We start from the raw sequence: 14348 nt of genomic DNA on the forward strand, positions 1-14348 counted from the left end.
TTTTCAAGCTTTCATGTCTTTATTTTAAAATATAATCCACTTTACTTTTTCAATTGAAATATCTATATATCACAACAAAAACCTCTACTTACTCACAGATGTAAAAATTATATCAATATATCTTTTGGACTCGTATGCAATTATGCATAGCGTATACACAAAAAGGATAGCTTCACTTTCGTAAAGCTATCCTTAAAAAACCTTCTTATTTTTTCAAATGATATGGTACTGTTGTAATAACAACATTTCTTTTATAGAGTAAATACGCACGAATGAGTAAACTAGACTGATTATGAAGAATGTTATGCCAACCTTTTTTCGGAATGAATTGTGGTATAACGACCGTAACTCGGTAATTTGATTCACTCGCTTTATACTGTACTGTATCAATGAACTTTGTTAGCGGTTGAATAATACTTCTATAATGAGAATGTAAAGTAACAAGCCTTACTTCAGGTTGCCACTTCTTCCATTTCTCTTCAAATTTCTTTTCCTCTTCTCTGTCAAAAGCGACATATACAGCAATAACTTGATCTGCTGAAAGAGACTTTGCATAGTTCAATGAATTTTCTACTACATGTGTCATACCAGCTACTGGAACGACAATTACATTTCCTTCAATCGGAACAATCCGTTCACAAGTTTTTAAACTTAGTTGGTCTCCTACTGCATCATAATGCTTCTTAATTCGGTGGAATAAGAAGATAATTACAGGTAAGAAAATAAGGATTGACCAAACTTGTGCAAATTTAGTTAAAAAGAACATACTCATTACGATAAAACTAATGACTGCACCAATTAAATTGACCGTTAATCGTAAAGCCCATCCTTCCGGTTTTTCACGAAGCCATTTTAATACCATACCACTTTGAGAAAGGGTAAATGGAATAAATACACCTACTGCATATAACGGAATTAAATGCTCTGTTTGCCCTTGGAAAGCTACAATTAAAATAATCGATGCGATTCCAAGTATAATAATTCCATTTGAGTAACCTAGGCGGTCTCCTCTAATCGTAAACATTCTTGGTATAAACTTATCTTTTGCAAGGTTTACTGCTAATAACGGAAACGCAGAATATCCTGTGTTAGCAGCAAGGATTAATATTAAAGCTGTTGTACCTTGTATGAAATAGTACATGAAATTACGTCCAAATGTTTGTTCAGCAATTTGTGAAACAACTGTTACTTCTTTACTTGGAGAAATTCCGTAATAATAAGCTAAGAACACAATTCCTGAAAATAAAACTGCAAGTAATGCACCCATTGCAAGCAATGTTTTTGCAGCATTGTTTGGCGCAGGATCTTTAAAGTTCGGAATTGCATTTGAAATTGCTTCAACACCTGTTAAAGCAGAACTACCTGATGCAAATGCTCTTAATAATAAAAATAAACTAATCCCTGCAACTGGTGTTCCAATCGGCGTGTGTAAAGTTGGTGACACGTGCCCCGTTAAAATATTGTATATCCCTACACCAATTAATATAAATAGTGCCAAAACAAATAAATAAACAGGATATGCTAAAACGGAAGCTGATTCCGTTACACCTCTTAAATTTAAGATGGTAATAAATATAACAAATATAATCGCAATGATTACATTATGTGCATGTAAACTAGGAAAAGCAGATGTGAGCGCATCTGTACCTGCAGACACACTTACCGCAACAGTTAAAATATAGTCAACTAATAAAGATCCTCCAGCAATTAAGCCTGGATTCATCCCTAAATTTTCTTTTGATACAACATACGCGCCCCCGCCATGCGGATAAGCAAAAATAATTTGACGATAAGATAAAATAAGGGCCGTCAATAATACTAATACCCCAACAGCGATCGGAATGGAATACCAATAAGCGATCGCTCCAACACCTGCTAAAGCAATTAAAATTTGCTCTGGACCGTAAGCAACTGATGACAATGCGTCAGAAGATAAAATAGCTAAAGCTTTCGTTTTATTAAGCTTCTGTTCTCCAAGCTCTGTTGATTTTAACGGTCTTCCAATTAAAAATCTTTTAATAGATGAAACCAATGCTGTCCACTCTCCAATAATTTTGTACGAACGATTCTGCTTGTTACAGCCAGCAAACTATTTCTTCAGAAAACAAAAAATGTCTACAAGCCATAGCGAAATAGACTTGTAGACATTATTTTTTTTGTCGCACAAGCTCCACCTTCCTTCTCAATATAACGCTTACGAGGTTAGCTGTCGGATTCGGGCCTATGAGTAGCCCTACCTTTTTCAAGGATTCACCCCATCGGATTATGTACTAATCCGTAAAAACGGGTCCCCCGTACCATGCGGTTTCAGCGATTTAGAAAATTGAAACTGTGGATTATAATACTCCTTTATTTTCAAAAAGTAAACAAAAATTTTTAATAAGAAAAAAATTAAAATGATTGTGCATAATCCACTGAGAAATATACATAATGAATACTAAAAAATCGATAAAGGAGACCCATATGTCTAAAGAAAAGAAGCCTATTTTTTCCGATTCCTATTTAGATGCAGTAGCAAATGAAATTAATCAGTTATATGGTAAACGTGAACAGGAAATAAATTTGACAGATAGAACAAAAAGAAATAAATAATTTGTCATAAAAAAAGAAAGCAATACACTTATATATTGCTTTCTTTTTTATTTTTTCATACATCTAATTCTATTACAGATCTGTTAAAGGTCATCTCTTCATACACCTTTAAATTTTGATATATAGTGCCTAATAATGGTGCCGCTATTGAAAATTGCTCTGCTACATCCAGTAAATATCCTTGCAAGTGCTTCCCTTCAATAAACGAACCCTTTTCCATATCACGTTGCATTGATGACTTCATATCATACGAAATTTTATCAATCGTTTTCATATGTTCCTCGGCAATATTTTCCTTTACGGGAGCTCCTAATACTCTCATGATTTGTACAGATTCCTCAAACACATTACGGATAAAATCACGGCCGCCTTCACTTTCACGGATTGGTCCAATTGGTGCACGCATTAACGTTGTCACACCGGACATTACAGTAATAAATAAATATTTATGCCACATATCTTGCGTAATATTTTCACTTAAAACAAAACTAGATTTCGTACCTGCAAATGCTTTAGAAATATGCTTCACTCTCTCTGAATTTTGAGACTTAATTTCTCCAAACACAAGTCTGTTGGCAGCGCTAGTTTGTACAATTTCTCCTTGATCGTTTAACGTCGTCTCGATAAAGCATAAACCGCCAATTACTTTTTCTTCACCGAATTCTTTTTGTAATAGCGATAAATGAGCGATACCATTTAACAATGGAATGATTACAGTATTTTCGCCAACAAACGGCTTCAAATCTTGAATTGCCTCTTTTAAGTGATACGCTTTTGTTGAAAATAAAATAACATCAAATGGAGAAGTTCTCTCTTCTTTCGTTATTAATTTCGGTTGAAACGAAAAATCCCCGTTAACACTCCGGATTACAAGTCCTCTTTCCTCTAATTGTTTTTTTCGTTTACTACGAACAAGAAATGTAACATCTTCTCTCTTTTCGACTAATCTGCCACCAAAAAATCCTCCGACTCCACCAGCGCCTAATACTAAAATCCTCATACAGCATCCCCCTTTTCAAAATACAATTTTATAACTTTTAATATACATAATATTATACATGTCCTCTGCTAAATAAGCTGAATTTTCACTCTCAATTGAGTATAAAACAGTGGTTATTTTCAAATAAATTTGGGCATGTTGTTTCTATAGCATATATGGAAAGGAAACAATATAGATGGAGGCAATACAAGTAATTGAGGAAAAAGATGTAGCAACAGCTATATTTCAATTTATATTCCCGTTTTCGTTTAAAGCTGGATATGAACAACAGATGTTCCCTTTCTTACAAAAAAACGATTTTCGTCCTTTTCGGCTCGATCATCTCGATGATGAAAATACATATTATGGGGAGTTTAAAGTTTCACATCAAAATATGGAAGCATACTATCTTTCATTTACCAATAAAATTCTCTTTCCTCACTCAGAGCATCAAAAGGGCTTGCAACGTTATTCAAAGGACCTTAACTTAGCTGGACATTTAACAACAAACCTTATTTCAATCCCATTCAAGATACACTCTATTGATGTAACACTTTGTCCTTATGAACTTGGCTTCTTAACAATTCGAACAGAAGTAAACACTGCTCCAAACATGACTTTATCCGAAGCAATCGAATTCGCTGCTCGCTTCCGTGTACTTGAAACTAAAAATGATACAAATGAGACTATTTGTATTGAATGTAACGGAAAAAAGTATTCCCAAGTTGAAAAATTCATTTTTGGTTATTTATTTCATGGCGTAACTGATTTCTTTGAAAAGAAGAGATTAAGAAGTTCATACTTTCAAACCTTCCCTTTCTTCGAAGACCAAAGAATGTACGTCCAAACTTTATTGTCACTAAAAGAAGGAATGGAACTTAATGAAGTGGATGTTTATCGTACTTCTAGTCTTTCCGGATTAACAAGTGATGGTAAGCCATATGTGAGTGCGAATAACCTTCCTTACATTCATGACTATTTAAAAAAACACGCTTACCAGAGATGGGCTCCAAATCGTTATTTCATAATGGAAGAACATATTTTTACATGTGTAACAAATGAAGGAGAACGTGAAATCGCTAAACTTGCTAGTCAAATGTACGGAGAATTTTATTACGCTTTATTATTAAACCTATTCCATAAAATTGTTTTATTAAAAATGGCTAACGCCTATGCTGAGCTAAACATTGAACAAGATACTAATGAAATAGAGAAATTAATTTATTCGATCAATTCGTTCACTGCTAATTATTTTTCTTTAGAATTAGTATCCCAATCACAAAGTGAAGATATTTTCTTTCGTTTAAGAAAACTTTTTAATATTGAGGTTCTATACTCGAACGCGAAACAAAATCTTGATAGTTTGTTTAAATATCAAGAAAATGTCGCCTCTAAAAAAGATAGCCTCTTATTATTAATTTTAACGCTCTACTCTGTAGTGGGCCAAATGTTAGGGTTTACTATGATTGACCTTTTAAGAAACACCGATTCAAACAAAATATCGTCACCTCTTGAATTTTTCGCCCTATTAATTGCGATTAGCGGCATTGTCATTTCACTTATTTTAGGTGCGCAAAGTTTATACCAATGGAGTCTACAACATAAACGAAGAAAAGCTTGGGTTAAACAAACTGTATTGTCTGCTGTGAAAGAGGAAGACGATAAGAAGTAAAGAAAATTAATTTCAAATTACAAATACGTAGCGCGCTGCAGTAAGTGAAATTTTTATGAGCGATTTTCCGATTATATCGGCGCAACTCGAAATATATCAGCGATTTTTTTAATATATCGACTTACCGACAAAAACCGACAAATAACAGGACCGGATAATAAAAAAGGGTGCTCCAAAATAAAACTTGGAGTACCCCTTTTATTATACGAATTCAGTTTACTTCCCTGCTTCGATTTTCTCTAATGCAGCAGCTACTTGCTCTTCCGTTAATTCATGTTGTATTACGTAGCGGTTACGTGGACTTACACGACATTCATGAGAACATGCACGTAAATATTTCGCTTCGTTTTTTTCAGAACATAAAATTTTCTTGTTACATTCTGGATTTGAACAGTTTACATAGCGTTCACAAGGTTCACCTGTAAAATGGTCTTTACCAACGATAACATGTTCTTTTTGGTTTACTGGTACAGCGATACGCTCATCGAACACGTAACATTGTCCATCCCAAAGCTCACCTTGTACTTCTGGGTCTTTTCCGTACGTTACAATTCCGCCGTGAAGCTGACTTACATCTTCATAACCTTCACGAACTAACCAACCAGAGAACTTCTCACAACGAATTCCGCCTGTACAGTACGTTAAAATCTTTTTACCTTCAAGTACTTCTTTATTTTCACGAATCCAATCTGGTAATTCACGGAATGATTCGATATCAGGTTTAATCGCACCTTTGAAGTGACCTAAATCAAATTCATAATCATTTCGCGCATCAATGATAACTGTATCTTCTTGTTTCATTGCTTCATAAAAATCTTTTGGCTCTAAATACTTCCCAGTTATTTCGTGTGGGTTAATGTCATCTTCTAGACGAAGTGTAACTAACTCTGGACGAGGACGTACGTGCATTTTCTTAAATGCATGACCATCAGCTTCATCTATTTTAAATACGATACCGTCAAAACGTGGATCATTATTCATTGCTTCCATGTATTTCTCTGTTTGTTCTACAGTTCCAGAACAAGTTCCGTTAATACCTTCTTTTGCTACAAGAATTCTTCCTTTTAATTCAAGTGAATTACAAAATGCTAAATGCTCTGCCGCGAATTCTTCTGGGTTTTCAATTGTTGTGTACATGTAATATAGTAATACTCTGTATGGTTTTGTAGTTGCCAATGTATTTCTACCACCTATCTAATTTTTTAAATCATGTATAAGTTAACGTTCATATCAAAACATATATAATAAGAAAATGAATTCCATTTTCTTTTCTTTATACTATTTTCTATCAGTTAACAAAAATAAAAAACAAGATTACACATCAAAACACTATGGTTATGTTGTAATCCCAATATATTATATATCATACAAATGCAATTCCATCAATTAATATGCTGTATTATCAGCTTTATGTTCACATAAATTTCAAAAACAGCCCTTTAATTCATTATGTTTCCCCGCCTCATCACACCATAAACTCCCAATTTTTAATAACACCACACCATTCATTGTATTAAGGCATATAATTTGCACTAAGGAAACATTTATGTTCAAATAAAAAATATAACCTAATACATTTAAATGTATTGAAATAAAGAATAAGAATACTTACAATAATTTCAACAAGTTAACATACCAAAGGGGAAAACTACTATGAATAAAGATATATCAAAAGATGAACATGTCCCTTCTCAAAGTACAACTGTTCAATCAGCGCATTTAGCATTAAGCGGACAAACGAAAGGTTTAAAAAGACTATTACCATTCTTAGGTCCTGCTTTCATCGCTTCAGTCGCTTATATTGACCCTGGCAATTTCGCGACAAATATTGCTGCTGGATCACAATATGGATATTTATTACTCTGGGTAATTCTTGCTTCTAATTTAATGGCAGTATTAATCCAAACTTTATCTGCTAAATTAGGAATCGCTACAGGAAGAAACCTTCCTGAAATCGCTCGAGAAAACTTCCCAAAACCTGTTTCCATCGGTTTATGGATTCAAGGAGAGCTCGTTATTATGGCGACTGATTTAGCTGAATTTATTGGAGCTGCACTCGGATTGTACTTATTATTTGGGATTCCGATGTTACCGGCAGCTTTAATTACAGCTGCTGGATCATTTATTATTCTTGAATTTCAACGTAGAGGCTTCCGTCCATTAGAAGCTATTATAACAGGAATGATTTTTATCGTTGTTATCGCTTTTGGTGTACAAGTCTTTTATGCAAAACCGGAATTAAGCCCTTTACTTTCAGGACTATTTATTCCAAAATTCCAAGGTGTAGACAGTATATTACTTGCAGCCGGAATTTTAGGTGCGACAGTTATGCCGCACGCAATCTATTTACATTCCGCCTTAACGCAGCGCCGCGTAGTCGGAACAAATGATGAACAAAAGAAAAAGATTTTCCGATTCGAATTTATAGATATCATTATCGCAATGGTTATCGCAGGAGCAATTAATGCAAGTATGCTAATTGTTGCTGCTGCACTATTCTTTAAAAATGGCTTGCATGTCGAAGATCTTGATGTCGCTTTTAACCAGTTTAGCAACTTAGTCGGTCCTGTATCAGCTGCTTTATTTGGAATTGGTCTCTTATCAGCAGGACTATCTAGCTCTTCTGTCGGTACAATGTCAGGTGATATTATTATGCAAGGTTTCATTCGAATGCATATTCCGTTATACTTACGCCGATTTATTACAATGATTCCACCATTAGTTATTATCGCTTTAGGTGTAAATCCAACTTACGCTCTAGTCATGAGTCAAGTCGTCTTATCATTCGGTATTGCCTTTGCATTAGTACCACTTATTATGTTTACAAGTAGTAAAAAAATTATGGGTGCACTCGTTAATCACCGCATCACTACCTTTATCGCTTGGATCATTGCTATACTTGTTATCATTTTAAATATTTTCTTACTGTATCAAACATTTGTAGGGTAATGAGAAAAGGTATTCCAGTTTATTGGAATACCTTTTCTAGTGAAGTAATTCTCTTCTAATTACCTCTTATATATGTCCCTCTTTCCGGCATCATCGCACCTTTTTCAGTTTGAAAGTACAGTGGCAATCCTTCTGCTAAAAACATACTTACCTTTGATGGATCCTGCCTTTGATGATGAATATGTAAATGGGGCTCACTTGAACTTCCTGAATTTCCTACTTGAGCAAGAAACTCTCCTTCATTCACATGTTGTCCTTCCCTCACATGAATTGACCCTTTCTTTAAATGGGCAAGAATCAGAAATGTGCCTGTTTCATCTAGTCGTAAATAGATATGATTTCCCGCCATTGACTGAAAATCATCTGATCCTGGAATTAAATCTGTTTCATCATTATTGATTGATACAACTGTTCCTGAAGCTGGTGCTAGTAGATCTGCACCATATATTCCATAATCCTCTAACTTACTACTTTTGACTTCAGTAGGCGGGATAATAATATCATATGCCCATCGTTCATTTGGTTTTATAACATGATAGTTCGTTTCTAATCGATCACCGCCCCATCCCACTAACGCTCGTTCATTCAAAGGAAAGCGCACGACTACTTTAGGGCTCATAGAATGTATATCTGCTGGGTAAGCAAGTCCCCCTATATTAGCAAACCATCCTAAGGGCCAAGCTCCAATTATAGAAAAAAGAACTATGAAGAGGAGCATACTATCTATCCGCTTTCTAAAAATGCCTTTCCACACAAATAGTAATACTGACCCTATCAAAATAAAGCTTGATACGAAGCTAAAGGCTTGTATACTCCACCACACAATGACTGATATGACACCTTTAGCTAAATAAACTACACTCCAACTTATAAGTAAAAAAGCAACTAAAATTACTAATACATATTTCTTCCACATGTTGTATCCCTACTCTCATATCTTTGTTCTACATGATACGAATTGAAAATTACAACATACGTAAGAAATACTTACGACTTTCTTACATTTCTTTATACTGCGGTAAAACGATAGTGAAAACTGTTTCTGTATCGTTACTACGTACAGAAATATCCCCTTTATGAAGTTTTGCTATACTTCTCGCAATTGCAAGTCCCATTCCTTTTCCACCTGTATGAGAGCTGCGTGATTTTTCACCACGATAAAACTTCTCAAAAACGTAAGGAAGGTTCTCATCTGGAATACATTGTCCAAAATTTTTAATTTCTATTTCAACATTCATGTCTCTTTTAGAAACTTGAATTAAAATCTCCTTTCCATCTTTCCCGTACATAATACTATTACTAATTATATTTTCGAATAACCTCACCATAAGCGCTACATCCATTTCCACATGTAACTCCTTATCACCTTTCATACAAAAACTCATATTAGCATCATCTAGTTGTGGTACAAAATCAATCATAATTTGTTCCATTAACGCTTTCATATTTACTACACTTTTATGTAATTCAATCTCTCTATAATTTATTTGACAGTATTCTAATAATTCATCTACTTGATTTTTTAATTCATAACTTTTTCGCTTTAATATGCTTACATACTGTTCACATTCTTCTCCATTTGCATGCAGCTTATTTCGTAATAAGTCCGCATAACCGATTAAAGATGTTACAGGTGTTCGTAAGTCATGCGAAATATTACTAATCATTTCATTTTTCATTTCCTGTGATTTTTTTTCATTCTCGACAGACTCTTTTAAACTTTTGGCCATTCTATTTACATTCGTCGCTAATTCACCAATCTCGTCATTTTTTGAAATAGGTATATGTACTTCAAAATTACCATTACTTATTTCCTTCACGTTCTTATTAATTTCAGACAATCTTTTCATCATTGTTTTTGTCATACATGCAAAGTATGTCGTAGTAAAAATCAAAAAAACTATAAAATATAAAAATGAATATTTTTCCTCTAATGCAGTAACATGACTATATATATTTCCAATTAAAATTTGAAACACTATTATACTTACAGTTGCTAACAAGATGCTACATATGAATGCGGTAAAAAACTTAGCTCTAATGCCTTGTAATGATTTAATCTTCAATTTTATATCCGACTCCCCAAACATTTTGAATAAACTTCGGTTCTTTTGGATCCTCTTCAATTTTATTTCTTAATCTTGCGATATGAACCATTACTGTATTATTGCTTTCATAGGCTCTTTCTTTCCAAACGCTCTCATATATTTCTTCAATAGTAAATACACGATTCTTTGCAGCTGCCATTAAATACAAAATATCATATTCCGTTTTTGTAAGATTGATTGTTTCTCCATATAACATTACTGTTCTAGACACTTCATCTATTTCTAAACCTCTAATGTTTATTTTCTTTTCTATCACTTGGACAGCATGTTGATTGAAATATGTATACCTTCTTAACTGGGCTTTCACTCTCGCTATAAATTCAATTGTACTAAACGGCTTCACTATATAATCATCTGCTCCCGTACTAAATCCAACAACTTTATCTACATCCGATGATTTTGCACTTAAAAACATAATTGGTAAACTATGTTTCTCTCTAATCCTTCTGCACAATTCTATCCCATCCATTTGTGGCATCATAATATCCAAAATAGCAAGTTGAATGCTATTATTATTTATAATTTCTAAAGCCTCTTCTCCATTATGAGCACTAAAAACTTTAAAACCTTCTTGCATTAAATTCACGTTCATAAATCTAATAATATCTTGATCATCATCTACAATTAAAATTGAATTTTTCTCCATATACAAACCTCTTTTTGAAATATATTCCACAATCAATTTTATCACAAATCAAAACTATAATTCCCTCTTGAATAATCTTTATTTTCAGACTAAATTATATAATAACAACACATTCTAGTTTCAAAAGAAATGGAGTGAAAGTATGTTTCCTATATTGAAAACTGAACGACTCATTTTACGAGAACTTACCGAAGAAGATGCACTGAGTATACTACAATGCTTCTCTAATACTGACGTACTACGCTATTATGGGCAAAAGCCATTACAGGATATTGATCAAGTAAAACAAATCATTCATAACTTTAAGTTGAGTTACAATGCAAGAAGTGGTATAAAATGGGGAATCGAATTAAAAAACAAGAAAGAACTCATTGGAACAATTGGTTTTCACGATTGGTCTTCTGAGCATAAACGGGCCAATATAAGTTATGCCTTTCTCCCTGAACACTGGGGTAAGGGATATGCGACAGAAGCTGTTTCTGAAGTTATATCATACGGTTTCCACACACTTCATTTAAAACGGATCGGAGCAATTGTCTTTCTTGAAAATGAAGCTTCCAATAAAGTGCTATTAAAATTAGGCTTTGAAAAAGAAGGCGTTCTAAAAAATTATATGTATCAAGATGACATTCTCTATGATACGAATTTTTATTCTTTATTAAAATCGGTTTAATAGAATACATGTGTAAAAAACTTGTTTCAGTACAACAGTTATAGGTAGCGAATTTTTAATGACGGATGCGAAGTACTATACATTATAAAACATTAAAAAAGGGCTGTGAGTAAGCTTTTACTCATAGCCCTTTTTTATGTTCTTTTTCTGTTTTCGCAATGCTTTTGGTACGTATACGCAGAAAGGCTCACTTTCCATATAATCCCCCGTCATTGCATATGCTCTAGAACGAGATCCCTCACAAACACCACACTTCCCCTTATCCTTATCTGTATTACGAAGGTTTTGAAACACAGGGGCGTTTTGATAAATTTCAGCTAGCGATGTTGTTCTAATATTCCCGGTTTTAATCGTCACTACCCCACTTGGATATGTTTCTCGGTATAAAGTTAAGAAATTAGGAATTTTTCATTACTCTAAAAATACGCTCTTTAACTGAAGACTATTAAATTAAGTTTCTTAAAATTATATTTTTAAAGGTTTTCAACATCATTACCTCTTTTCTAAAACCATAAAGAATGTACTATCCGGTAGCGCAACAGCATTCCCAGACTCATCTTTAAACTCGATTTTCTCGCTAAGATGTTGTGTATATCCATCCTGTAAATAGTTCATAGCTTGAACGATGTTTACTTTATATCCAAAGATACCCTTTACGAAGTCCTTATATTCGTTTGGCGTAAATATTCCAAACTGCTCTTGCACCTCATGAACGAAGGAATCCTCGCCCCATGTATACGTATATAAGAACTCCATTGCATCGTTAACAGACATTTTGACTGTATTGTCTGCAAGTACCTCATACTGGATTATACGCCCCTTAAATTCATGGGCATACTGCTCTAAGAACTTCATTCCGCCTACATCTTTAAAATGAATCACACGCATTAACGTTTTATCTTCGGTCATGATGCCATCACGAATGATAATACGCCCTCCTGGCTTTAACACCTCATAGGCACTCTGCAGCCCCTTTTTAATTACTTCATGATTGAATTTCTTACCTTCATACTCGATATAAGAGAACAGCTCATGAAGGATAGAAGAATATACAATCGTATCAACCGATTCTTTTTCAAATGAGCTGCTTAAATTGATTGCATCCCCTTTAATGACGTTCCAAGAACGCCCCTCGTTCTGCTTCTTCTTTTTCAACGTATCAATCACGTTTTCGGAAATATCGATACCGTAGATTCGTTTATCCTCGGTCTCTTCTTCAATCATGTCTAGCATGACACCACCACCGGCTCCGACATCTACAATCGTATCTCCCTTTATATAATCAAGAATAATTCGTTTATCATCAGCCGAGCTATTCATATGCTCCAGATACACTTCTTCGTTATGGAATCTATCATATGCATCCTTTCGTAACCCGAAGAAATCAAACAGCAGCACATTTGCCCGAGCATGCATCATATCTACCTTTTCTGCCTCTACACAGAAGGTTATTAACGCCTCACCTACAGCAGAAAACCGAAACGACACATACGCAGTCTTCATATCTTCATCGACTTTAACCTGAAAAGAAACATGCGTTGTATTCGGTTTCTCGTTCTCACGGTACTCCCGTAGATACTTCTCAATAACTCGCTTACGGTACACGTTGTCCTTTTTTTCGCCTTTGAAATCATAATGTAGCTGCTGCATCAATTTCTCGAAATGTATATGCTGAACTTTTCTAGTGCCTATCTCATTCTTTAACATAACAAAAACTGTCCAAATATCCTCAAAGCTAAGAGCATGCATAGAAGGTTCTACATACCACAAATCCTTATTAGATAGGAATGTTTGAACGTCACTCTTCTCGCTCCCCATAATTATATCTTTTTCAAATGCTGACTCCTTATGTTTTGGCGTTAGTCTATGTATACGAGAAGTAAATGGCTCCATATAACCATCAAACAGACCATCAATTGTAATCTTCACATCGTTCTTTACTTCACTCCACAAAGCTTTTGATACGCCCTCAATAATGCATTGGTTAAGATAGTATAGAATCTCCTTTAACCTAACGTCTCCGTATTCTTCTTTATATGTGTTAATTAAATCAACATGAGAATCCAAACGAGCCTCCCCGCGTATATACTGCCCGATTAATCCATGTGTTCTAATTAAATCTTGAATAAACAAATACTCAGTAGAGTTTAAGTTTGTCTCTACACGTTCAATAAACTGAATATCACTAAAGATATCAGCAGAACCCTCGTTATGTACCAATAGATTGATCCCTTTTTTCTTCCATTGCTCCCGCTGTTTTAAAGATCCTACCTTTGCAAGCTCACTATACGTTAGTACCTTTTCAATAATACGATATGCTTCTTCATCTAAAGACAGTCCATCCAACACTTGCAGCGTACGGTGTACATAGTACAACACCGCATCTGTTTTTAATGCACCAAGTACTTGTACATTCTCATAGTTTTGATGTATCTCCTCTGCCTCAATTAGATGCTTTAACCACGTAGGGATTGCAACAGAACTCCCTTCAATATATGTATTTAGAACTTCAATGCTTTTCAACTTATTTCCCCCCATATATAATCAATATCGGTAGTAAGATCTAGGACACCTTCTCCAAAAAGAGCATCACCTTATGTCCCTTCTCCTAAATACTACTACTTGCTTTTTACCATCTACATCTCTTTCGAATAAAAATGTATCAAACCCAGTCTTTTTATCGTGTAAAAGAGAGTTATAAATTCCGTTACTACCACGCCAAGGTTGTA

The 14348-nt window shown here is 34.4% G+C and carries 11 protein-coding genes, 1 pseudogene and 1 riboswitch; of the genes and pseudogenes, 4 read left to right on the top strand and 8 right to left on the bottom strand.

The genetic code is table 11. The features are described 5' to 3' along the window. Nucleotides 1–205: 205 nt before the first annotated feature. On the bottom strand, nucleotides 206–2032 hold the full coding sequence (locus AC0NJG_RS14100) for an APC family permease (protein WP_000254896.1): 1827 nt from the start codon (nucleotides 2030–2032) through the stop codon (nucleotides 206–208). Nucleotides 2033–2176: 144 nt separating this feature from the next. Then, nucleotides 2177–2323: riboswitch (cyclic di-AMP (ydaO/yuaA leader) on the bottom strand. Between the two features lie 140 nt (nucleotides 2324–2463). On the opposite strand from AC0NJG_RS14100, the gene AC0NJG_RS14105 reads away from it, so the two are divergent. Then, nucleotides 2464–2592 carry a hypothetical protein gene (locus AC0NJG_RS14105; RefSeq protein WP_000031873.1) on the top strand — a complete coding sequence of 43 codons (129 nt, stop codon included), beginning with the start codon at nucleotides 2464–2466 and terminating at the stop codon, nucleotides 2590–2592. 55 nt (nucleotides 2593–2647) lie between these two features. Here AC0NJG_RS14105 and panE read toward each other — a convergent pair whose 3' ends face one another. Then, the gene (gene panE / locus AC0NJG_RS14110) at nucleotides 2648–3592 is read right to left on the bottom strand and encodes a 2-dehydropantoate 2-reductase (protein ID WP_001221929.1); all 945 of its coding nucleotides are present in this window, start codon (nucleotides 3590–3592) and stop codon (nucleotides 2648–2650) included. 175 nt (nucleotides 3593–3767) lie between these two features. On the opposite strand from panE, the gene AC0NJG_RS14115 reads away from it, so the two are divergent. After that, the gene (locus tag AC0NJG_RS14115) at nucleotides 3768–5243 is read left to right on the top strand and encodes a hypothetical protein (protein WP_061401800.1); all 1476 of its coding nucleotides are present in this window, start codon (nucleotides 3768–3770) and stop codon (nucleotides 5241–5243) included. Between the two features lie 216 nt (nucleotides 5244–5459). Here the strand turns inward: AC0NJG_RS14115 and trhO are convergent, their stop codons facing one another. After that, a complete protein-coding gene (gene trhO, locus AC0NJG_RS14120) occupies nucleotides 5460–6419 on the bottom strand; it encodes an oxygen-dependent tRNA uridine(34) hydroxylase TrhO (protein ID WP_474063156.1) in 960 nt (319 codons plus the stop codon). A gap of 477 nt (nucleotides 6420–6896) precedes the next feature. On the opposite strand from trhO, the gene AC0NJG_RS14125 reads away from it, so the two are divergent. Beyond that, nucleotides 6897–8192, top strand: coding sequence for an Nramp family divalent metal transporter (locus AC0NJG_RS14125; protein WP_001030649.1), 1296 nt, complete (start codon nucleotides 6897–6899; stop codon nucleotides 8190–8192). 55 nt (nucleotides 8193–8247) lie between these two features. Here AC0NJG_RS14125 and AC0NJG_RS14130 read toward each other — a convergent pair whose 3' ends face one another. From AC0NJG_RS14130 to AC0NJG_RS14140, 3 genes are all read right to left on the bottom strand, one after another. Continuing rightward, complete coding sequence (locus AC0NJG_RS14130) at nucleotides 8248–9108, bottom strand: M23 family metallopeptidase (RefSeq protein WP_087952945.1); 861 nt, start codon at nucleotides 9106–9108, stop codon at nucleotides 8248–8250. An 82-nt stretch (nucleotides 9109–9190) separates the two neighbouring features. Further along, entirely contained in the window at nucleotides 9191–10258 is a 1068-nt protein-coding gene (locus AC0NJG_RS14135) for a HAMP domain-containing sensor histidine kinase (RefSeq protein ID WP_308900618.1), read from the bottom strand. Continuing rightward, nucleotides 10248–10946 carry a response regulator transcription factor gene (locus AC0NJG_RS14140; RefSeq protein ID WP_087952947.1) on the bottom strand — a complete coding sequence of 233 codons (699 nt, stop codon included), beginning with the start codon at nucleotides 10944–10946 and terminating at the stop codon, nucleotides 10248–10250. Before AC0NJG_RS14140 ends, AC0NJG_RS14135 begins: the two co-directional genes overlap by 11 nt. 142 nt (nucleotides 10947–11088) lie before the next feature. On the opposite strand from AC0NJG_RS14140, the gene AC0NJG_RS14145 reads away from it, so the two are divergent. Then, complete coding sequence (locus AC0NJG_RS14145) at nucleotides 11089–11619, top strand: GNAT family N-acetyltransferase (protein ID WP_474063157.1); 531 nt, start codon at nucleotides 11089–11091, stop codon at nucleotides 11617–11619. Between the two features lie 117 nt (nucleotides 11620–11736). Here AC0NJG_RS14145 and AC0NJG_RS14150 read toward each other — a convergent pair. Together AC0NJG_RS14150 and AC0NJG_RS14155 are read right to left on the bottom strand one after the other, a co-directional pair. Then, nucleotides 11737–11994 (bottom strand): annotated as a pseudogene (locus tag AC0NJG_RS14150) (SPASM domain-containing protein); the annotation flags it as partial. 117 nt (nucleotides 11995–12111) lie between these two features. Further along, nucleotides 12112–14157: a class I SAM-dependent methyltransferase gene (locus tag AC0NJG_RS14155; RefSeq protein ID WP_087994308.1), complete on the bottom strand. Its 2046-nt coding sequence runs from the start codon at nucleotides 14155–14157 to the stop codon at nucleotides 12112–12114. Between the last annotated feature and the right edge of the window lie 191 nt (nucleotides 14158–14348).

It is taken from the genome of Bacillus sp. SSR7 (assembly GCF_055902415.1).